The 20,889-nt window shown below is 41.7% G+C and carries 15 protein-coding genes, 1 tRNA gene and 3 pseudogenes; 12 read left to right on the top strand and 7 right to left on the bottom strand.

The window, feature by feature from the left end; all coding sequences use genetic code 11:
• Positions 1 to 340 precede the first annotated feature (340 nt).
• On the top strand, positions 341 to 2,218 hold the full coding sequence (locus N4T56_RS17180) for a methyl-accepting chemotaxis protein (RefSeq protein ID WP_261734078.1): 1,878 nt from the start codon (positions 341 to 343) through the stop codon (positions 2,216 to 2,218).
• 468 nt (positions 2,219 to 2,686) lie between these two features.
• Here N4T56_RS17180 and N4T56_RS17175 read toward each other — a convergent pair.
• Positions 2,687 to 2,776 (bottom strand) — tRNA-Ser (locus N4T56_RS17175).
• A gap of 243 nt (positions 2,777 to 3,019) precedes the next feature.
• Positions 3,020 to 5,177 (bottom strand): annotated as a pseudogene (locus N4T56_RS17170) (M3 family metallopeptidase).
• Positions 5,178 to 5,451: 274 nt separating this feature from the next.
• Between N4T56_RS17170 and N4T56_RS17165 the strand changes: the two are divergent.
• On the top strand, positions 5,452 to 5,712 hold the full coding sequence (locus N4T56_RS17165; RefSeq protein ID WP_261734077.1) for a DUF5062 family protein: 261 nt from the start codon (positions 5,452 to 5,454) through the stop codon (positions 5,710 to 5,712).
• A 70-nt stretch (positions 5,713 to 5,782) separates the two neighbouring features.
• Here the strand turns inward: N4T56_RS17165 and N4T56_RS17160 are convergent, their stop codons facing one another.
• On the bottom strand, positions 5,783 to 6,457 hold the full coding sequence (locus N4T56_RS17160) for a DUF3157 family protein (RefSeq protein WP_261734076.1): 675 nt from the start codon (positions 6,455 to 6,457) through the stop codon (positions 5,783 to 5,785).
• Positions 6,458 to 6,756: 299 nt separating this feature from the next.
• Here N4T56_RS17160 and hcp point away from each other — a divergent pair, with 299 nt between their 5' ends.
• Positions 6,757 to 8,415, top strand: a complete 1,659-nt coding sequence (hcp, locus tag N4T56_RS17155) for a hydroxylamine reductase (RefSeq protein WP_261734075.1) — start codon at positions 6,757 to 6,759, stop codon at positions 8,413 to 8,415.
• A gap of 114 nt (positions 8,416 to 8,529) precedes the next feature.
• The gene (locus N4T56_RS17150) at positions 8,530 to 9,726 is read left to right on the top strand and encodes a hybrid-cluster NAD(P)-dependent oxidoreductase (protein ID WP_261734074.1); all 1,197 of its coding nucleotides are present in this window, start codon (positions 8,530 to 8,532) and stop codon (positions 9,724 to 9,726) included.
• A gap of 109 nt (positions 9,727 to 9,835) precedes the next feature.
• Here N4T56_RS17150 and N4T56_RS17145 read toward each other — a convergent pair whose 3' ends face one another.
• Entirely contained in the window at positions 9,836 to 10,372 is a 537-nt protein-coding gene (locus tag N4T56_RS17145) for a GNAT family N-acetyltransferase (protein ID WP_261734073.1), read from the bottom strand.
• Between the two features lie 90 nt (positions 10,373 to 10,462).
• Between N4T56_RS17145 and N4T56_RS17140 the strand changes: the two genes are divergently transcribed.
• Together N4T56_RS17140 and N4T56_RS17135 are read left to right on the top strand one after the other, a co-directional pair.
• Complete coding sequence (locus N4T56_RS17140; RefSeq protein WP_261734072.1) at positions 10,463 to 11,806, top strand: M20 metallopeptidase family protein; 1,344 nt, start codon at positions 10,463 to 10,465, stop codon at positions 11,804 to 11,806.
• A gap of 69 nt (positions 11,807 to 11,875) precedes the next feature.
• The gene (locus N4T56_RS17135; protein WP_261734071.1) at positions 11,876 to 12,385 is read left to right on the top strand and encodes a peptidylprolyl isomerase; all 510 of its coding nucleotides are present in this window, start codon (positions 11,876 to 11,878) and stop codon (positions 12,383 to 12,385) included.
• Between the two features lie 138 nt (positions 12,386 to 12,523).
• Here the strand turns inward: N4T56_RS17135 and N4T56_RS17130 are convergent, their stop codons facing one another.
• Positions 12,524 to 13,732, bottom strand: coding sequence for a porin (locus N4T56_RS17130; RefSeq protein WP_261734070.1), 1,209 nt, complete (start codon positions 13,730 to 13,732; stop codon positions 12,524 to 12,526).
• A 354-nt stretch (positions 13,733 to 14,086) separates the two neighbouring features.
• Between N4T56_RS17130 and N4T56_RS17125 the strand changes: the two genes are divergently transcribed.
• On the top strand, positions 14,087 to 15,550 hold the full coding sequence (locus tag N4T56_RS17125) for an MBL fold metallo-hydrolase RNA specificity domain-containing protein (RefSeq protein ID WP_261734069.1): 1,464 nt from the start codon (positions 14,087 to 14,089) through the stop codon (positions 15,548 to 15,550).
• Positions 15,551 to 15,595: 45 nt separating this feature from the next.
• Here N4T56_RS17125 and N4T56_RS17120 read toward each other — a convergent pair whose 3' ends face one another.
• Positions 15,596 to 15,931: a winged helix-turn-helix transcriptional regulator gene (locus N4T56_RS17120; protein ID WP_188956224.1), complete on the bottom strand. Its 336-nt coding sequence runs from the start codon at positions 15,929 to 15,931 to the stop codon at positions 15,596 to 15,598.
• 105 nt (positions 15,932 to 16,036) lie between these two features.
• Between N4T56_RS17120 and N4T56_RS17115 the strand changes: the two genes are divergently transcribed.
• From N4T56_RS17115 to N4T56_RS17095, 5 genes and pseudogenes are all read left to right on the top strand, one after another.
• Positions 16,037 to 16,804, top strand: coding sequence for an SDR family NAD(P)-dependent oxidoreductase (locus N4T56_RS17115; RefSeq protein ID WP_188956222.1), 768 nt, complete (start codon positions 16,037 to 16,039; stop codon positions 16,802 to 16,804).
• A gap of 190 nt (positions 16,805 to 16,994) precedes the next feature.
• On the top strand, positions 16,995 to 17,519 hold the full coding sequence (locus N4T56_RS17110; RefSeq protein ID WP_261734863.1) for a DUF3087 domain-containing protein: 525 nt from the start codon (positions 16,995 to 16,997) through the stop codon (positions 17,517 to 17,519).
• Positions 17,520 to 17,551: 32 nt separating this feature from the next.
• Positions 17,552 to 18,088: pseudogene (locus N4T56_RS17105) on the top strand (MsnO8 family LLM class oxidoreductase); the annotation flags it as partial.
• Between the two features lie 183 nt (positions 18,089 to 18,271).
• A pseudogene (locus N4T56_RS17100) lies at positions 18,272 to 18,763 on the top strand (LLM class flavin-dependent oxidoreductase); the annotation flags it as partial.
• Positions 18,764 to 18,857: 94 nt separating this feature from the next.
• Positions 18,858 to 20,036, top strand: a complete 1,179-nt coding sequence (locus tag N4T56_RS17095) for a tetratricopeptide repeat protein (RefSeq protein WP_261734068.1) — start codon at positions 18,858 to 18,860, stop codon at positions 20,034 to 20,036.
• Positions 20,037 to 20,313: 277 nt separating this feature from the next.
• Here N4T56_RS17095 and N4T56_RS17090 read toward each other — a convergent pair whose 3' ends face one another.
• Positions 20,314 to 20,736: an organic hydroperoxide resistance protein gene (locus tag N4T56_RS17090; RefSeq protein WP_261734067.1), complete on the bottom strand. Its 423-nt coding sequence runs from the start codon at positions 20,734 to 20,736 to the stop codon at positions 20,314 to 20,316.
• Between the last annotated feature and the right edge of the window lie 153 nt (positions 20,737 to 20,889).

Raw genomic sequence — 20,889 nt, 5'->3', positions numbered from 1 at the left:
TTATACCTCTGCTGTTAATGAAGTTGCCGTATTGTTTGCCTGTTAATTTAACTGATATTGAGATAGGCTTGGGAGTTAATGTTTACTATCTTTTTACAAACACCCTTAAACAACAGTTTTAAAATAATTAAGTAACAGCATGTGTATTTTTTAGTATGACGAGTAGTTTTATAAATATAAAAAATTGGAATAAGTAACATAGCTCACAGAAATCCCATTTTAATTAATATAACTTTATGTTGTTGGTGTTAATTCTATCTTGTTGATAAAATGTTGCTTTTCAATGTAACATGGCTCATCTCTTAATATTTCTGTCAAACCTTTATAGTTGGTGTTGTATATGAATAAATTCAAACTTCAAGTTGTAGGCGTATTAAGTTCCATAATTATTTTAATTATCTTAACGCTTACTTCATTAAGCTATATATCATTTAGCGCGGAAAGCGTGAGTTTAACAAAAGATACACTCCGAGAACGTAATGCTACGGTTGAAGCGAGACTTGTTGAAAAATTCAATAGTTATGAAAAAATACTTTCTTCAGTTGATATTACTGCATCAGATTTTAATGGAGGTGAACTCTCTCATGATGTTACTAACCAATTAAAAGTGCTTTCTAATATGTTAGATAGTATAAGTACAGGTGTTTATGCTATAAAAAAAGACGGTAGTATATTTAAAGAAGGAGCTAAATTAGGGTTTAATGTAAAAGACCTTAATCGTTCATATTACGATGCAGTTTTTAATCAAGGGAAGACTTTTTTTGTATCAGAACCATATCTTTCAAAGACAACCGGTAAACAAGTTATTGGTGTTATTCATAAAGTCAATAGTGACATTGCTATCCTTTCAAGTGTTTACATGGAATCTGTGTTAGATTCAATTTTAGATAGGAAAGATATTATTATTTACTCATTAGAAAACACAATTATATTTTCTCCTTATTCAGATGATATAGGTAAGAGTATTATTGAGAAACGCCCGCTGTATAAAAACTTCAATGCTAATAATCGTGAGTTATCATATACTGCTAAAGTAGATGGTTCGAATGTTGATTTTACGGCATTTTGGGATAACTTAGAGAATGTTGGTTGGAATTATGTAACTTTTATTAAAGATGATGTAATAGAAGCTGATGCTAATAAACAATTAAAATATTCACTGTTAATAGGACTTTTTAGTCTCATCATCGCGGGTGGCGTGTTAACTGTAACATTGAATCGATTAGTATTAACTCCTGTTGGGGGAGCCCCAGAAGAAATAGCTGCCATAATAAAAAGTATTGCTAATGGTGATCTCACTAAAAAAATTGAGTTAGATGGTAAAGAGACTGGGATTTATTCATCATTAATTGTATTGTCAAAACAATTATGTGAAATGGTTCAAAACTCACATAATATCGCAGAAAATGTAGCGTCTGCATCTCAAGAATTGACAGCCGTTATGGGAGAAACATTAAATAATGTTGAACACGAAAAAGATCAAGTTGAGCAAATATCAACAGCAATAAATGAATTGTCATCTACATCGATGGAGGTCAGTCAACAAGCAATACAAGCGGAAGAGATGACAAGAGAAGCACAAACTAATATTGCAAAAGGTATGATGACATTAGAGAAAAATATCTTATTGTCCAATAATATTAATACTTCCGTTAGTGAAGCTGCTAGTTTGGTGCGGCAGTTACACGACTTTGCGGTAGAAATAGGTAGCGTAACGGAGGTTATTAATACTATCTCAGAACAGACTAATCTCCTTGCTTTAAACGCGGCCATTGAAGCAGCGAGAGCGGGGGAGCATGGCCGAGGCTTTGCGGTTGTAGCAGACGAAGTGCGTAATCTAGCCTCTAAGACACAAAAATCGACAGTAAGCATTCAAGAAATTATAGAAAGGCTGCAAAAACAATCTGAAAAAGCCAGTACAAATATGGAGCAAAATGTCGACTTGATTGAGCAATCTGTAGTTTTAGCTGACGATATAAAATCTGCTTTTGAGGATATATCTGTTGCCGTTGAGACAATATCAGAAATTAATGCTTTAGTCGCAACCGCATCTCAAGAACAGCATAGCGTAACCGATGATATTTTACGAAGTACAACTGAAGCATTTGATTTAGTACAACAGAATGTATCGGCTGTCAATCAGTCGTTGCAAGCTTCTTCGGAGCTATCCCAACTTTCGGAAAATCAAAAACAAGTACTTGGTTACTTTTCGGTGTAAAAAATGTTCAGTGAAACGATTATGCCAACCGCTTTATTTTGTTGGCATTTTTTATGATGAATCGAATATTGAGATTCATCAAGATGAGATTCATTAAGAGATTCATTAAGACACCCATAATGAGATTCATTAAGACACCCATAATTAATAATTAATCAAAACACCCATAATTTCGGCAGACAAAAGGCCTTAAATTTGTCGATTTTGCATTTGGTCTTGTATCTTGTGGAGGGATAGCGATCTTTGATAAACAGGAACCCTAATGAGATTCATTAAGACACCCATAATTAATAATTAATCAAAACACCCATAATTTCGGCAGACAAAAGGCCTTAAATTTGTCGATTTTGCATTTGGTCTTGTATCTTGTGGAGGGATAGCGATCTTTGATAAACAGGAACCCTTAGGTTCAAATGTTACAAATACAAAGAAGCCCCATCATTTCTGATGAGGCTTTTTTGTTGAATGTGGCGGAGGGATAGGGATTTGAACCCTAGAACGGGATAAACCGTTGCCGGTTTTCAAGACCGGTGCATTCGACCACTCTGCCATCCCTCCGAACGCGGTGAATAATAAGGGTATTCACAAAAATGTAAAGCCTTGAAGCGTGCGATGGCGCAACAAATGTGCAATATCGCTCAAAAAGGGCTGCGTTTGGGTGATTTTTACTCTTTTTATTCTTTCTATGCGTTTTAGCGTGATGTTTCTATCGCTGTTTTGCTTTGCTGCGTTCTGTTGTGTTTGTGAGCAACCTCTACTGCCAAATGGATTCAGCTGCAGAGGTTGCGAAACAAATCGTGCTTAGTGCACTAAACCACGACGTTTTAATAATGCGTCAGTTGAGGGTTTTTTACCGGCAAAGTCGATGTAGCTTTGCATAAGATCCTGACTGTTACCTTTTGACAATACGGTGTCGCGGTATTTTTGGCCGTTCTCTTGAGTTAATCCACCGTGCGCCATCATGTGTGCAAACGCATCTGCTGCAAACACTTCGGTCCAAAGGTAGGCGTAGTAACCAGCAGCATAACCGCCGCCGAAGCTGTGGCTAAAGTAGGTGGTTTTATAACGCGGTGCGATTGAGTCGTAGTCTAAACCGTGCTTTGCCAATGCTTGTTTTTCAAAGGCGGCAACATCGGTAATTTCAGTGCCAGCAGGAATTGAGTGCCATTCCATATCAAGCAGTGCAGCAGCGAGGTATTCAACGGTGCCAAACCCTTGGTTAAAGGTGTGAGCTTTTAATACTTTCGCCAGTAACTCAGCAGGAATCGGCTCGCCAGTTTGGTAGTGCTTAGCGTAGTTTGCTAGCACGGCAGGGTCGATACTCCAGTCTTCGTTGGCTTGTGATGGAAACTCAACAAAATCACGTGCCGTTTTTGTTCCGGCTAAGCTTGGGTAGTTAACTTGTGAGTATAAACCGTGAATGGCGTGGCCAAACTCATGGAATAGAGTGCTCACTTCGTCAAAGGTTAACAGGGTAGGTTGACCTTGCGCAGGTTTTGGTACGTTAAGCGCGTTATACACGACTGGTTTAGTATTTTGTAAGAACGACTGGCTGACATATTCGTCCATCCATGCGCCACCACGTTTGCCTGGACGGGCGTACATATCAAGGTAGAACAAGCCTAGTGAACTGCCGTCTTTATTAAAGATTTCATAAGCAGTCACGTCTTTGTGCCATACCGGTAAATCGGTGCGTGACTTGAAGGTAATGCCGTAGAGTTTTTCCATGGCAAAAAACAGGCCGTCAGTGAGTACGGTGTTCATTTCAAAGTAGGGTTTAACTTGGCTGTCGTCTAGGTCATATTTTGCTGCGCGTACTTTTTCTGCGTAGTAGGCTCGAGTCCCATGGCTCTACAGTAAAGTCTTTGCCGTCTTTGACGATTTCAGCTTGAATATCTGCCGCTTCGACTTTGGCTTTTTCCAGAGCTTTAGGGGCTAAGTCATCCAAAATGCCATAAACCGCTTCTGGATTTTGAGCCATTTGATCGCCAAGTGAATAAGCTGCCCATGTTGGGTAACCCAATAGTTTGGCTTTTTCGGCACGTAGTTGAGCGATTTTGATGTTAATTGGGCTGTTTGTGTCCATAGCGCGGTAAGCTGAGGTTTCCCATAGCTTTTGACGTAGGTCGCGGTTTTTAAGGCTAGACAGAAGCGGTTGGGTGGTGGTGTTAACGAGGGTAATCATGTAACCGGTTTTGCCTGCCGCTTTTGCTGCTGCGGCTAATGATGCGATGTCATTGTCTGATAAACCGTCGAGCATGGCTTTGTCTTCAACCACAATCACGTCATCTTTAAATGATTTTAATACGTTTTGTGAAAAGCTGGTTTCAAGCTTAGCAAGCTCGCCGTTTAGCTCACGCATTTGCGCTTTGTCTTCTGCTGATAATTCAGCGCCTGCACGCACAAAACGATCGTAATAGACTTCAATTAAGCGTAAGTCTTCACCTTTTAATGCCGCTTTGTTTTTGTAAATGGCTTGAATACGAGCAAACAGCTTTTCATCTAAATAGATGTTGTCCATGTGCGCGGTTAATTTAGGTACAACCTGTTCTTCAACACTGATGAAGTTGTCGTCTGAAATTAACCCCGAAAGGTTGAAGAACACACGTTGAGTACGATCTAAAATGGCACCGGTTTTTTCAAGGGCGACAACGGTGTTTTCGAACGTTGGTGCGTCAGTATTATTGGTAATTGCCGCGATTTCAGCTTTGTGCTCTTGCATGCCTTGTTCAAAGGCGGGTAAAAAGTCACCGGCTTTAAACTTGTCAAATTGCGGTGCCATGTATTGTAATGGGCTTGGGACTAATAGCGCGTTGTCGGCAGTTGCAGGTGCTTTGGTCATTGTTGTTGGTGCCTCTGCGGTGGGTTGGCTTGCCTTTGTTGTGTCTGTTGCTTGCTCAGAGCATGCACTCAGCATCAATGCCGCGCTAACGGCAGTAGTAATAAGAGTTTTACGCATTGAATTATCCTTGGGGTTAGCCCGTTTGAAACGTTTTTAAGCCTATTTCAAATGTGGTAGTTACCGTGAAATAGTGACAATAAAAACAAAAGTAAACACCATACTACTCTATCAAGCCTATGGGTTTTGTCATAGATTAATGCGATTAACTCAAGGGATTTTTTGTAACCAAACTTACCAATGGTGATGTTTGTTCAATTTTTACGGTTTATTGTGGCTATTTACAGATATTCACGTAGTTTAAAAGGGATAGAAAGTATGATGAGGGCAACAGATGAAAGCTGGTAAGCATGATAACCAATTGCTCAAGCTCGCAATGGAAATTGGAGTTGGCTATGCGCAAAAACGTGGTTTTGCCGATTTTGGTAAGGGGATTTCTCCTAAAGATAAAGTGGAATGTATTTACCGTTTGTTAGTGCAAGATAAGCTAATACAACCATTAGCAGAAGACAAAGACGACGGCTCTAACCGTAAACATAAATTGATATTGTGGATAAGTAAGCAGTTACCTAAAGATCATGAATTATTGAATTAGCATGACTTGATGATGTTTAAAAAAGCCCAGGTGAAATACTATTTCATCTGGGCTTTTGATTAACACAAATTTAGCGTGATTCAATCTCAACAATTTTTAAGCTGATGAGCTGTTGTTGCCATTGCTGTTTGTTAATACCTTCTACCCACAATACTGGCGATTGGCGGTGCTGGCCTTTACGCAAATAGGTTTCAGGCATACGGAAAATGGCTTCCCATGCTTCTATGGTTTCGGTTTTGATTAAGCTGCCTTGGTCATTAAAGAAACTGGCTTCAACATTTACCACCGTGACATGCTCGTCACTGGTGCTGTCAAAATCAAAGATAAGCCCCAATTCATTGTCTTTCCATTGGGTGTCAGCTAGGGTGATTTTAATGCCATCTTTTGCTGTGCTGCGCAATAACCCTGGTTGTGCCAATGCGGTTGCGGTTAGTCGAGTTGTGGTGTCTGCTGCCGTGGTGGCCAATACAGTAGTCACAGCAGTCGTTTCTGCACTGCTTTGTTGGGTTGCGGTTGCGCTAACGTTTGGCATCGATGCATCGACAACCTCGGTTGCGACTGCTGGAACTTGATTTGTTGCCGGCTGCGCGACAGTTTCGGTGATGATGTATTCCCAGGTGAAGTCATCTTTTAAGCGAACATTGGCGCCATTTTCTAAGGTTATCACTGCAACATCGGCTGCCATTGCAGCTGGAGCCAGTAATAAAAATAGAGCAGATGCTATCGCGTTGAGTTTGGTTTTCATCTATTCATCCTGATCTAAAGTCTGTAATTTGATAATTCTACGTGCTTTTAATCAATAAAAGGAAACTATTTTAGGGGCAATTTAATCGTTTAGTTAGTCGGTAAAAGCGCCGTATTGATGGGTATTTGAACGGTTTTATATGGGTTAATATGGTTATTTACATTAGCAATCTCTTAAGGTGATTTAGCTCATAAAACGCAACATTGATATTAAAAAGCGGTTTTGATTTACGGAGTAAAGAGTAAACTGTCTCATAACATGTAAAATTTATACATGATTTAATTTTGAGGAGTAGAGTTATGTTTTGTGTGCAATGTGAGCAAACCATTAGAACACCAGCAGGCAACGGCTGTAGTTACTCGCAAGGTATGTGTGGCAAGTTGGCGTCAACGTCTGATATTCAAGATTTATTAATCTATATGCTGCAAGGCGTATCAGCATATGCAATTAAAGCGCGTGAGTTTGATATTGTAGATAGCGAGATTGATGCATTTGTCCCGAAAGCCTTTTTTGCCACGTTAACTAACGTAAACTTCGATGATGAACGCTTAATTGATTACGCCTATCAGGCGCAAACTTATCGTGACCAATTAAAAGCGGCTTACATTGCAGCATGCAAAGGCAAGGGTGTTGAACCTGAAATGGTGAGCGCTCAAGGCGAATTATTACTTGCCACTTCTAAGCCTGAAATTTTAGCTCAAGCGCCAGTGGCCTTACTTAATCGCGGTGAAGTGCATGAAGATATTTTAGGTTTACGCCTATTATGTTTGTATGGCTTAAAAGGCGCAGCAGCTTATATGGAGCATGCACGCGTACTTGACCAAACTGATGTTGATGTTGCGGCTGAGTTCCATCAAATTATGGCATTTTTAGGTGAAGACTCAGTAGATGCCGACAAGTTATTTGCTACTGCAATGCAAATTGGCCAATTAAACTATCGCATTATGGCGATGTTAGATTTAGGCGAAACCACTGCATTTGGTCACCCAGAACCAACACAAGTCAATACCAAGTCTGTTAAAGGTAAGGCAATTTTAGTGTCTGGCCATGACATGAAAGACTTAGAGCTTATTCTTGAGCAAACCGCAGGTAAGGGCATTAATGTATTTACCCATGGCGAAATGTTACCTGCATTGGCGTATCCAGCCTTTAAAAAGTACCCGCATTTAGTGGGTAACTACGGTAGCGCTTGGCAAAACCAGCAAAAAGAATTTGGTACCTTCCCTGGTGCCGTGGTGATGACATCAAACTGTATTATTGATCCAAATGTAGGCGAATACTCTGACCGTATCTTCACTCGTAGCATTGTGGGCTGGCCTGGTGTGACTCATATTGAAGGTGAAGACTTTAGCGAAGTGATTAACAAAGCACTTGAACTTGAAGGCTTTGCTTATGATGAAATTCCACACATGATCACCATTGGTTTTGCGCGCAATGCCTTAATGGCAGCAGCACCAACGGTAGTTGAAAACGTTAAAAACGGTTCAATTAAGCATTTTTTCTTAATTGGTGGTTGTGACGGCGACAAAGCTGAGCGTAGCTACTTTACCGATTTAGCTAAGTCTGTGCCTGATGATTCAATTATTTTGACCTTAGGCTGTGGCAAGTACAAATTCAATAAATTGGAATTTGGCGACATCAATGGTGTGCCACGTTTATTAGATGTAGGTCAATGTAACGATGCTTACTCAGCGATTCAGTTAGCGTTAGCGTTAAAAGATATTTTTGAGTGTGACCTTAACGATTTACCGTTGAGCCTAGTGTTGTCATGGTTTGAGCAAAAAGCGATTGTGGTGTTGTTAACCTTGCTTTCTCTTGGGGTGAAAAACATTCGTACAGAGCCTACAGCTCCTGCGTTTTTATCTGACAACCTAATGAGCATTTTAGAGCAACAATTTGGTTTGCGCGGCACAACTGATGTTGAGTCAGACTTAAAAGCAATGATGAAAGTGGCATAATCAGCCATAAAAATCGTGCATTTACGTTAAGCGTATATGCACGATAATGATTAAAGGCGATATGGCATTGCCCTTATCGCCACCTCTCTTGTTTACTGCAATAAAGGTATCAAAATGAGTACAACTCCCTCTGTTGGTTTTTCTTTTTCTCAAGCACTTTCTGCCCAAGCGGCTAAATCACTTACTCCTGTCAGTGAGGCACCGCCAAAAGTTGAACCCGTTGCTCAGACAAGCCCAGAGGCTCTTTTAGCTGCCGACAGCTGGCAACGTGGTGAAGTACAACTGCGCTGTGTTGAAAAATGGAATGAAACCCACAATGTGGTGAGTTTTCGGTTTCAGGGGTTAACACCGGTTAAATTTAATTTTAAACCAGGTCAGTTTATTACCTTTAAACTCGACATTAATGGCGACAAAGTTTACCGCAGTTACACTATCTCATCTTCTCCTTCGCGACCTTTCTCTTTGGTTGTTACGGTTAAAAGAATCACCAATGGTGTAGTGTCTAATTATTTAGCCGATACCTTAAACGTGGGTGATGAGGTCACGGTGACGGCACCTGATGGGGTGTTTAACCTCGTCGACATTGTTGCCGACAAGTATTTGTTTTTAAGTGCAGGTTGCGGTGTTACACCAATGCATTCTATGTCGCGCTGGCTTTGCGATACTACCACAAACAGTGATATTGCCTTTGTACACAGTGCAAAAACGGTTAATGACGTTATGTTTGCCGATTCAATGGCGTCAATGGCATCACGCAGCCAAAAGTTCAATCTTAATTATATGCTTAAGTCAGATGACAACAGCCAAATGCTCACTGATAAGCATGCTGGTACGGGGTTTGGCATTGGGCGCTTAAACTTAGAAAGCTTAATTAAATTAGTCCCGGATTATCAACAACGCACGGTATTTGTGTGTGGCCCAGAATCGTATATGGCCGACGTAAAACTACTGTTACAAGCGGCTGATTTCGATATGAGTCAGTTTAATCAAGAAAGCTTTGGTGACAGCAGTGCAATGGGCGTGAAAGCGGCGCTGGAAAGTAATCCATCAACTGAACAATTTATGTTGAGCATTGGCGATAAAGACATTCCATTAACGGGCGATCAAACCTTATTGGATGGTATTGAGTCTGAAAAGTTACCGATTATTGCCGCGTGTCGCTCTGGCGTATGTGGTGCGTGTAAATGTCAGGTTGTATCGGGGACGACTCAGTCGACAAGTACAATGAACTTGACCGAAGACGAAATTGCCGCCGGTTTTGTGTTGGCCTGTTCAACTAAAATTACCTCGGATGTGCAGCTCAAAATGTAACTTTAGTGCATAGTCAATGCTAAAAACCCTTAATAACCAGGTTGTTAAGGGATTTTTTATTAAAGAATATATACGATTTTAATGGCTTAATCGTCGCAGAGTATTTCGACTAAGGGTTATCTACTGATCCGCCAGTTTTGAGTGAAATAGCATACCGATTAACATTAAATTCGCCTTCTTGATACTGTGAGTGATAAACCATACCCAACTTAGTTACCACATTAATTGAACCACTATTGGCGTCAACCACATCAGCATAAACAATGTCTAAATCCATGTGCTTTTTGGCATAATCAATACAAGCTTGGTTGGCTTCGGTAGCCAAACCAATCCCCCAATAATCGGGGTGTAAACGATAGCCTATATCGACCGCATTAATGCGGGTTTCATTCTTAAAGCCGCAAAAACCAATCACAGTATTGGTGTCTTTTACGACGACTGCCCAGCGGCCAAAACCGTATTGCTTGTATTCTACCAGCCAAATATTGCGGATGATGTTTTCGGCATCGGTTAACGTGTTACACACGCCTGCATCGCCAGTATATCGATTCACTTGCTCCGGGGTATTAAAGTGCAATACTGCGGGGGCATCTTCAAGGGTAAATTCTCGAATAATCAATCTTGGTGTTTCGGTAATCACCTTCATTGGTTTCCCTTATTTTTCTTATGTATTGGCAATGATGTCGTTAAAACGCTAGGTTAACATATTCAATTCCCGACATTTAAGAATAATAATATGACCCGCCTACGTCTTGCTTATCCCTTATTGGCGCTTGCGCTTACTGCTTCGACACTGTCATTGAATGCTGTGGCTGATACCAAGCTAGATCAGTCAGTAACTCAAGCCTTACCTAAGCTTGAAAAGCTTTACCTGCATTTACACCAACATCCTGAACTGTCGTATCAAGAAAAAGCCACCAGCGAACGTATGGCCGCAGAGCTTAAGCAACTTGGCTTTGAGGTGACGGCTAATTTTGGCGGTTATGGTGTGGTAGGCATATTGCAAAATGGCGAGGGGCCAGTGGTGATGATCCGCGCCGACATTGACGGTTTACCCATTATTGAACAAACCGGAAAAGACTATGCCTCAAAAGTCACCACAGTCGATGCTAACAATAATACCGTGGGCATTATGCATGGCTGTGGTCACGATATTCATATGACAAACCTTATTGGCACCGCAGAACAATTGGTTAAGCACAAAGCTGATTGGCAGGGCACGTTAATGATGGTTGCCCAACCGGCTGAAGAGGTGGGCGGTGGCGCTAAAGCCATGCTTAAACAAGGTTTGTTTAGCCAGTTCCCCACGCCCGACAGCATCATTGGGTTGCATGTGAGTGCGTCAATTTCAGCAGGCAAGGTTGGTACTGTAAGCGGTTATGCATTAGCGAATGTCGACTCGGTTGATATTAGCATTAAAGGTAAAGGCGGCCATGGGGCTTATCCGCATGCCACGGTTGACCCTGTTGTGCTTGCTGCGCGCACAGTACTGGCATTACAAACCATAGTGAGCCGCGAAGTGTCGCCGTTAGAGCCCAATGTGATCACGGTGGGGTCGATTCATGGTGGTTCAAAACACAATATTATTTCAGACGAAGTAAAGCTACAGCTTACCTTGCGCTCATATAACCCTGAAGTGCGCGAGCAGCAAATCGAGGCGATTAAACGCATCACCGCCGGTATTGCTATGAGTGCTGGCTTGCCTGACGAGTTAGCGCCAGTGGTGTATGTGCATGACGATGAAACTATTCCATCAACGTACAATGATCCAATATTAGCCGCTAAGGTTAAAGCCAGTATTGAGGCTGAGCTTGGCAGTGACAATGTGCTTATTGCTCCACCTGTGATGGCGGGTGAAGACTTTGGTTTGTATGGCCTCACCCCAGAAAAACGCCCCATTACATTGTTTTGGCTTGGCGGCGTTGATCCTAAGCAGTATCAAGCCAGTATTGACTCGGGTGATGCACTGCCATCTTTGCATTCAAGCCAGTTTGCGCCAGATTACCCCTTAACTATTCGTACGGGTGTACGTGCAATGACACGTACTGCAATGGATTTATTTAACCAAGCTAGCCAATAAACTAAAACTAGGCAGATAAAATAGCGACTATAATGGTCGCTATTATTGTTTTAACCTTGTGGGCATTTTATGATTATTTTTAGCACCAACCTTGGCGATTTTACTGTAGAACTGGACATGGAGCGTGCACCGGTTACCTCAAAAAACTTTTTAAAATATTGTCAGGATGGCTTTTATGAAGGCACGATTTTTCATCGGGTGATTAAAGGCTTTATGGTGCAGGGCGGTGGCTTAACCGCCAAAATGAAAGAAAAGCCAACCCGCGACCCGATTGCCAATGAAGCGAATAAAGGCTTAAAGAATCTTATCGGCACTTTAGCGATGGCGCGTACAGATGCGCCACATTCAGCAACTGGGCAGTTTTTTATTAACGTGGCCAATAATGACTTTTTAGACCATACAGGCACAACCAATGCCGGTTGGGGTTATGCGGTATTTGCCAAAGTGACCGCCGGGATGGATGTGATTCAGCAAATTGAGCGGGTAAAAACCACCACTATTGCTGGCCATGAAGATGTGCCGCGCGAGCCAATCGTGGTTGAAAAAGTCACTATTGTTGATGAGCCAACGGTTGCTTAACTGGCTTTGCTTGAGTTATCTGGGATGAGCCTTTCGCAAGACTCATCCCAATAAAAAAGGTTCGACATCGCTGTCGAACCTTTTTTAATTTGCAGTTAAACGATAAAACCTAAGTCATATCATTCAGTTTGCGTCACATTAAAGAGTGTAACGAATACCAATGGCTACGCCGTCGTCTTCAGACAGTTCCATTCTAGCTTGTTGGTCTTTGTCGTTGCTAGTGAAGTCACTGTAATCACGGCGAGCTTCTAGATAAACAACCGTTTCAGGGTTAAACACATAGTGTAAACCTACAACCACAAACTGGCGTTTAAATACGTCATCAGGATCTGCGTTGTAGTTAGGTTGAATCACATAATCATCGCCAGCATCTAAGATGTTGTAAGACACAAAGGTACGAATGTTGTTTTCAAACATGTACGAGAATAACGACTCAACACCAACGGCTTCATCAATTAAGCGACCAATGTTGTCAGTGTCGTGGTTTTCGTTTTTGTTGATGTTTGCCGAACCATAAAATCCATACTGATCGAAGTTACCCCAGGTCACCCCTACACCATAAATGATGTCTTCTGCGGTAGAGTTAGTGCCGTTACCAAATTCAACATCAAACTCGCCATAGTTAACACCTGCGGCTAACGCAAGCTTGTCAGTTGCTTGGTAAGTCACCGAGCCACCGTAAGTGTAGTTATATTCAACCTGCTGTGCTTCTGCTGAACCTGACTCCCATAACGCTTCACAATCATCTTGGGTAATATCTTCATAGTCGCAAGTATAAAACTCGCTGTTTTTTAACTGCACTTGTACGGCAAAGCTTACATCGCCAACACTGTTACGGTATTGCACGGTTTTGTCACCGCGACCCACACCGTTTACTGCGCCGTCATCTTTGTTATAAGTGTATACACCAGCAGTGTTACCGTCCCAAACAAAACCATAATTTGTGCCATATACCACGTCATACCAAGCACCCCATTGCTTGCCAATCGTGAGGCTACCGTAGGTGTCATGTGCAAGACCGGCATAACCTAAGCGGTTGTAAAAAAACTCATCTTGAATCGACTCAAAACGGTTGTTGTAAACAATGTCAGTACTGCCAACCGGGTTAACACCCCACTCTAACTTTGCATACGCTTTCCAGCCATCTTGTAGCTGACGTTCAAAGCCAAAATTAATGCGTGATGCGCCGTTAACCACTTCAGTTTCACCTTGAGTGTTGATCACACGAGCGTCAACAAAACCACCAATTTGAACGGCATTCACATCATCTTTAAAAATTTCGGTAGCTGAAACCGAAGGTGTAATTAGCAATGCTGAAACTAATGCTGCTACTAACGTCTTGTTCATTTTCATCTCTTGTCTTGTTGTTTGAGTAAGCACTGTTTAGTCCATTAATATATCTGTCCATTGAGGCGATGGAGAGTAGCAAATACATTGTCAATTTACATAGTGAAATATACTAAAAAAAGGCGATATTGTTCAAAAAATGCATTCATCAATGACTTATAAAAAAACACTGTTAACAGCTGGTTAACACGTGTAAGCAAATGTTAATCGCTGGTTATATATGCATTAAATGTGAATTTTTATTTGCTTGTTAAGATGGAGGCGTTTTTTGGAGGTTTATTTGATGTGGATCGCTATTTTATTCTGAAAATGGCATACGCTTAATTTATAGCTCAATACGTTAAAGGTGATTTTATGCAAATGACTTTACAGTTTTTTGGAGCGACAGAAGAGGTTACTGGTTCATGCCATTTACTCACGGTTGATGGCAAGCAGGTACTATTAGATTGTGGATTAATTCAAGGTGGCAAAGCCGATGAATTGCGCAATCATGATCCTTTTCCTTTCCATGCAGAACAGATCCATGCCGTCGTATTAAGCCATGCTCACATTGACCATTCTGGTCGATTACCTTATTTAATTAAGCAAGGGTTTACTGGCTCTATTTACACCCAACGTGCAACCGCACAGCTATGTAGCATCATGTTGCGTGACGCGGCCATGTTGCAAGAGCGAGACACCGACAGAAAAAACAAAAAACGGGCTAAACATGATTTAGAAGCGCTCGAACCATTATTTACCGAAGAAGAGGTAAATCAGGTCATGGCTCAGTTTGTGGTGGTTGATTATGACCAGCGGGTTCAAATTGCCGATTCAATTGAAATCCGGTTGTCGGATGCGGGACATATTCTCGGTTCGGCGATAGTTGAGTTGTGGCTGGGACAGCAGCCTGAACAGAAAAAATTGGTCTTTAGCGGTGACTTAGGCCGTGCAGGTATGCCTATTTTAGATGATCCAACCTTTATCGACAAAGCCGATTTAGTGCTAATGGAAAGCACCTACGGCAACCGTTTACACCGCAGCTGGCATGAAACACTGGTGGAGCTTAAATCGATATTTAAAGCGACCATTAACCAAAGTCGTGGCAATATTTTAATCCCCGCTTTTTCAGTGGGTCGTGCGCAAGAGTTACTGTATTTGTTCCATTTATATGCCAAAGAGTGGGACTTATCAGGTTGGCGTATTTGTTTAGACAGCCCAATGGCGATTAAAGCTACTGAGGTTTACGTCAACAATTACCCCATACTGGACGATGACTTTAAGCGCTTTACTCGGATGTCGCCCGGCAAACATCCATTACTATCGTGTGCTGAGTTTATAAGCAGCACAGAAGAGTCGATAGCGCTTAACGACATTCACGAAGGGTTAATTGTGATTGCGGGCAGCGGCATGTGTAATGGTGGCCGAATTCGTAACCATTTTGTGCATAATTTATGGCGTAAAGAAGCCAACATTATTATTTGTGGTTATCAAGCGTTAGGCACTCCGGGGCGCTTATTGGTGGATGGCGCAGAAGAGCTGACCATTCATGGGCAAAGTGTCAAAGTGGCTGCGAGTATTCACACCGTAGGCGGTTTGTCTGCCCATGCAGACCAAGCTGAGCTGTTGCGTTGGTATCATCACTTTGAAGATTCACCTGCCATTATATTGGTGCATGGTGAGCCCGAGTCACAGCAAGTGTTAATGGAAGCGCTTAATCAAGATGAGGCAACTCAACCCAAAAGTAGTGCCATTGCTCAACGAGGAGATTGTTTAGATTTAACCGCATTGCCAGAGTTTGTATGGCTTAATGCCGCCAGTGACACATCTGAAACTTAATAGGTTAATTAACTTGAACTCAACTAATGGTGCTTAGCCTGGGGGCTAAGCATCAATTTCATTTTGCAGCTTTTCAATGTCGTCTAAAATCCGCATGAATTTTTGACCAAACTCTGTCACCTCATACTCTACCCTTGGCGGAATTTCGGGATAGTTAATTTTATTCAAAATACCAAATTCAATGTTTTTCTTTAAACACTGATTCAGTACTTTAGTGCTGAGTCCATCAACCGATTTAACCATCTCACCGGGACGATTAATATTATTAGCGAGTAACTGATATACCGTTAACGACCATTTGCAGCCGTAAATCGTTTCGACCATTCTGGCTGACTTTTCGGGTGCAGACTTTCGTGCAAATAATTTTTCTTTTGTATTCATCAATATGTACCTAAAAGTACCTATGGAACTAAATTGTACTTACTATTCAATCGGATAGTTTATCAATAAGCTTATCACACTTACTCGTAAATTAGGTGTGAACAAATGACAACTTTAACCCCAAAAACGGCATTAATTATTGGTGGCAGTAGTGGTATTGGTTTTGAAACCGCTAAGCAATTAATTACTCAAGGTGTCGCTACCATTATCGTGGGTAACAATGCTCAAAAGCTCGACGCAGCGGTTGATCAATTGTCAATACTAGGCAAAGTCAGTGGCGTTCAAGCAAACTTATACAATGCGCAAGATCTGCAACGTGTGGTTGAGATGATTGATGCAATGGAGAGCGGTATCGATCATTTAGTCAATGCGGCAGGTTACTTTAATCCTAAGCCATTTCTAGATCATCAATTGAGTGATTACGACATTTACATGGAGCTTAACAAAGCGATTTTTGTGATTTCGCAAGCTGTCGCCAAAAACATGATTAAGCATGGCGGTGGCAGCATTGTTAATATTGGCTCTATGTGGGCTAAGCAAGCAATTAAAGCCACACCATCAAGTGCGTATTCTATGGCAAAAGCCGGTTTACATGCACTGACTCAGCATATGGCAATGGAATTAGCGGAGCATAATATTCGCGTGAATGCCGTGTCACCAGCGGTAGTGCACACCCCAATTTATGAAGCCTTTATTGAGCCAAAAGATGTTGAAAGCGCATTGGCAGGCTTTAATGGATTCCACCCTATCGGCCGCATTGGTAGTCCTGTTGATGTTGCAAACAGCGTAACGTTTTTATTGTCTTCACAAGCGGGCTGGGTGACAGGCGCAATTTGGGATGTTGATGGCGGCGTAATGGCTGGCCGTAATTAAGTTAAACCTTTAATCGGGTTACAAGTCGATTGATAAGCTCATTGTAGTAATTACTGTAAGCCCTTAAATGATTGATGATTTAAGGGCTTGTGTCTTTTTATTCTGATATAAAGCGATTTACTCTTTTGTTCTCCCATTAGGGCGCGTTAAGCTATGCATTAATTTGTTGTGTGTTTTGGCGAGTAGAGTGATGAAGTTAGTTAAAATAGATAAAAGCCAGTACCGTTCGGTTAACAATCAGGTGCAGATTGGCTTAGTGGTGATACTGGCCATATTGTCGTTGGTGTTTGGTCAGTTAATGATTTATTTCTTTGGCGTTAAGCCATTACCTGGTGCCGAGTCTACTGGGAATTTTCATCTTAATTTTACTGGGGTTATTTTGGCATTAATGGTGTGCAGCCTGCTGGTGCGTAACTTGCGTGAAAAGCCCAAGTTTTATGAAGTGTATTACGTGTGGCAACTTAAGCAGCTGCAAAACAAAATTTTCCGTAAACTCAAAGCGGTACAACAAGCGGCCAAAGACAATAATCGTGATGCTTTGGTGATATTGAGTTTTTATTATCAAAGTTTAGCGATAGTTTACGAGTTAGATAACAACACCTTAACCATGTCAAACGTCAATAATGAACTGGATAAACTACAACAAGCGATTGAAGCCGCAGGTTTTACAGTTGACACCGACGAATTCACTCCCGAGATGCTACAAGCTTTTTAAGCTGGTATTTATTCCTCAAATAAGGAGCCATGATGTCAATATTGGCAGATATTCCTTTTTCGTTACTTGAACTTGCGCCAATGCGCGAAGACTCGACCATCACCGATACCCTAAAAGGAAGTTTAGCTTATGCTCAATATGCTGAGCGTGTAGGGGTGAATCGGTTTTGGTTAGCCGAACACCACAATATGCCGGGCATTATTTGCTCTGCAACATCGATTTTAATCGGTTATATTGCGGGTGGCACTGAGCGCATTAGAGTGGGCGCGGGTGGCATTATGTTGCCTAATCATGCACCGCTGGTGGTGGCAGAGCAATTTGGCACCCTAGCCAGTTTGTATCCAGGCCGAATTGATTTAGGCCTAGGCCGTGCGCCGGGCAGTGATCCGGTAACCAGCTTAGCGCTTAATCGTGATACCCAGCGGGCGGAGCATTTTCCGAATGAAGTCAGTGAGCTGCAATCATTGCTTGGCTCACGTGAAGCCCGCCAAATAGGGCAAGCTAAAGCGGTAAGAGCTATTCCGGGCGAAAATACCAATGTGCCGATTTGGTTATTAACCTCAACTCTGGATAAGAGATGTATTGATAATGATATAAATCAATAGATTGACTAAAATCCACTGTCAAGCTTGTGATTTGTTTTGCTAACAAGGCGAATTAACGCGTCAATAGCTAGCCTATTGCAAGTTAATTCAACGCAGTGAGGAAGGCAAAGGACTGCTTGAAAGGCGTTTGTTATCCAGAGCTGAGGTTTATTAGGCTCAAGTTTATTCAGTGCGCAACTCGCGGCTCAACGTGGTTTGCCGTATGTGTTTGCGGGTCATTTTGCACCACGGTTTTTATCTGAGGCTATTGCGTTATATCGCCGTGAGTTTGTCCCGTCGGCAGTGCTCGGCAAACCTTATGTGATGGTTGGGCTACCGTTAGTGGCAGCGCCTACCGATGCTGAAGCGCAATACCTTAGCACCACATCAAAACAACGCATTTTAGCGCTTATTCGTGGTCAAGAAATGTGGCTAAAACCGCCTGTCGATAGTATGGATGGGTTGTGGAGTGAGCAAGAAAAAAGCTATGTCGATAGTTTCTTAAGCTTATCTATTTGCGGCGGCTCTGCGACCATTAAGCATCGTTTAGAGGTGTTTGTTGAACAGCTTGGCGTGGATGAGGTGATGTTCACTAACGATTTATACAGCAATGAACATCGTTTACGCGCGTTAGATATTTTAATGAGCATAAAATCGTAGAGCCGCTTTTATAGGGGCTAAGATAGACAACCTTGCCATAGAGGGATATCTGTTGCATATTTGAGCAACGAATCAACTACATGGAATGTTGTTAATGCCCTTATCAAGTCATCTGCTATTCAGTAGGCACAATATCATGTTGTGCCTACTGATGGGTTTATTAAGTGCTTGCTCACTGCATCCTGCCAAAAAACAACAATCAACGGCTTTGCCTTCGTTTAATTATTCACTAGTGTCAGCTGAGCAGGTTAATGACGTACCAGCCATTTCGAGCTTAACGTATTTAACCTTATCGCAGCGAGATGAATTAGCGGCTTTTGTATTGAGGGACAGCATTAAAGCATTACCAAACCGATTAAAAGTAGCCGAATTTATCAATCATAAAATGATGAATTTTAATTACGAAGGGCAAAATTATACCAGTACAGAATCTTGGAAAAATCAGTCTGGTAATTGTATGGCATTGGCACTATTAACCTATTCGGTAGCAAAAGAGCTTAACGTGCATACGGTGTTTCAAGTAGTGCATGCCGCGCCAATATTGACCAATATTACGTCTGATATTTTAGTGACCTCGGATCATGTTCGTACATATTTGTACGATGAAAAACCTGATGGGCACTTTTTGAGTGGTGGCGTGGCGACGGTGATTGATTATTTCCCAGATCGCTTTGATAGAACGGGCGCAATCGTATCGGAAAAACAATTTTTAGCGATGTTTTATCGTAATTTAGCGGCAGATGCCATGCTTGAGAAACAATATCAACAAGCGTTTTTACTGCTGAATAAAGGGTTAACGCTGGCCCCAGATTACGAGGCATTAATCAATATGATGGCCATTACTCACCGTCGTTTAGGCGATGAGCACACGGCTGAAAAACTGTATCGCTACGCTTTAGCCAATAATACAAATTCGATTAGTGTTTTAAGCAATTATCGTTTGTTGTTGGAATTGCAAAATAGAACCGCGGAAGCACAGAACATTAATCAACATTTGTTAGCAATAGAGTCGAGTAATCCATACAGCTATTACAGTTTGGGCATTGAAGCGCTCGAGTTTAAAGACTATAAAACTACCGTGATATTTTTAGAAAAATTTATCGACAGTGCACCGTATTTTCATCCTGCATACTATGCACTTGCCCGCGCTCACGTGGGTTTAGGGCAGCATAAAAAAGCACAAGATATTTTACAACAGGCGATAGCGTTAACTGACATGCCCGCCAGTAAGCGCAACTATTTAGCTAAGCTTAATATGCTTAAAGATAAATAACCTGAGATCGGGATAATAAACGCCTTTCAAACAGTCCTTTGCCCTGCTAACTGCGTTGAATCGACTTGCAATAGGCTAGCTATTGACGCGTCAATTCGCCTTGTTAGCAGAACAAATGACAAGTTTGAAAGTGAGAAGGGGTAACGTGTTGATTTTAAATAACATAAGTTCATTCCTTATCCCGAACTCAGGTTAAATAACCTAAACGATAAATAACAGCAAAAAACCAAGACTCGCGTCTTGGTTTTTTTGTTGGCTAATGTCGCAATCTTTTGGGTTAAATCGCTTGGCCATTTACAGTTAATTTTACATCAATGTTGCCACGTACTGCATTTGAATATGGGCAAACTTGGTGCGCGGTTTTAACCAGCTTTTCTGCTGCTTCCTGGTCTAAATCAAGTTCAACCGCAAGGGCGACTGTGAGGGAAAAGCCGCTATTATCGTTAGAGCCAATGCCTACTATTGCTGTGGTGGGTGCTGCTTTGATGGCCACTTTACCTTGGCTCGCAACGTGCAATATTGCGTTTGAGAAACAGGCTGCATAACCTGCGGCAAATAATTGTTCAGGGTTAGTAAACTCGCCGCTGCCGCCCATTTCTTTTGGGTAGCTTAATTGTAAGTCGACTTTTTTGTCGTCGGTAGAAACTTGACCATTACGGCCGGCTAATGCGGTTGCTGAAGTGGTGTATAACGTTGACATAATAAACCTCGTGTAAAAGTAAACTATTCTAAGTTGCGTACAGTTTGGGTTGCGCGCAATCTAATTGTGTTCACTATAACTAGGCGGAAAATAAAATGCAACTACATTGTGTGCAATTTAATTTCGGCTAGTTTGTTTCGCCTAAAAAGGTGT

Source organism: Shewanella phaeophyticola (assembly GCF_025398315.1).
Classification (GTDB): Bacteria; Pseudomonadota; Gammaproteobacteria; order Enterobacterales; family Shewanellaceae; genus Shewanella; species Shewanella phaeophyticola.
Note: the sequence above shows the minus strand (reverse complement) of the source record. Positions and strands in the feature narration are given on the sequence as shown.

Bases quoted from the DNA above. Each gene is read 5' to 3' on its own strand.
- N4T56_RS17180 (WP_261734078.1), top strand. From the start codon at position 341: ATGAATAAATTCAAACTTCAAGTTGTAGGCGTATTAAGTTCCATAATT.
- N4T56_RS17165 (WP_261734077.1), top strand. From the start codon at position 5,452: ATGAAAGCTGGTAAGCATGATAACCAATTGCTCAAGCTCGCAATGGAA.
- N4T56_RS17160 (WP_261734076.1), bottom strand. From the start codon at position 6,457: ATGAAAACCAAACTCAACGCGATAGCATCTGCTCTATTTTTATTACTG.
- hcp (WP_261734075.1), top strand. From the start codon at position 6,757: ATGTTTTGTGTGCAATGTGAGCAAACCATTAGAACACCAGCAGGCAAC.
- N4T56_RS17150 (WP_261734074.1), top strand. From the start codon at position 8,530: ATGAGTACAACTCCCTCTGTTGGTTTTTCTTTTTCTCAAGCACTTTCT.
- N4T56_RS17145 (WP_261734073.1), bottom strand. From the start codon at position 10,372: ATGAAGGTGATTACCGAAACACCAAGATTGATTATTCGAGAATTTACC.
- N4T56_RS17140 (WP_261734072.1), top strand. From the start codon at position 10,463: ATGACCCGCCTACGTCTTGCTTATCCCTTATTGGCGCTTGCGCTTACT.
- N4T56_RS17135 (WP_261734071.1), top strand. From the start codon at position 11,876: ATGATTATTTTTAGCACCAACCTTGGCGATTTTACTGTAGAACTGGAC.
- N4T56_RS17130 (WP_261734070.1), bottom strand. From the start codon at position 13,732: ATGAACAAGACGTTAGTAGCAGCATTAGTTTCAGCATTGCTAATTACA.
- N4T56_RS17125 (WP_261734069.1), top strand. From the start codon at position 14,087: ATGCAAATGACTTTACAGTTTTTTGGAGCGACAGAAGAGGTTACTGGT.
- N4T56_RS17120 (WP_188956224.1), bottom strand. From the start codon at position 15,931: ATGAATACAAAAGAAAAATTATTTGCACGAAAGTCTGCACCCGAAAAG.
- N4T56_RS17115 (WP_188956222.1), top strand. From the start codon at position 16,037: ATGACAACTTTAACCCCAAAAACGGCATTAATTATTGGTGGCAGTAGT.
- N4T56_RS17110 (WP_261734863.1), top strand. From the start codon at position 16,995: ATGAAGTTAGTTAAAATAGATAAAAGCCAGTACCGTTCGGTTAACAAT.
- N4T56_RS17095 (WP_261734068.1), top strand. From the start codon at position 18,858: ATGCCCTTATCAAGTCATCTGCTATTCAGTAGGCACAATATCATGTTG.
- N4T56_RS17090 (WP_261734067.1), bottom strand. From the start codon at position 20,736: ATGTCAACGTTATACACCACTTCAGCAACCGCATTAGCCGGCCGTAAT.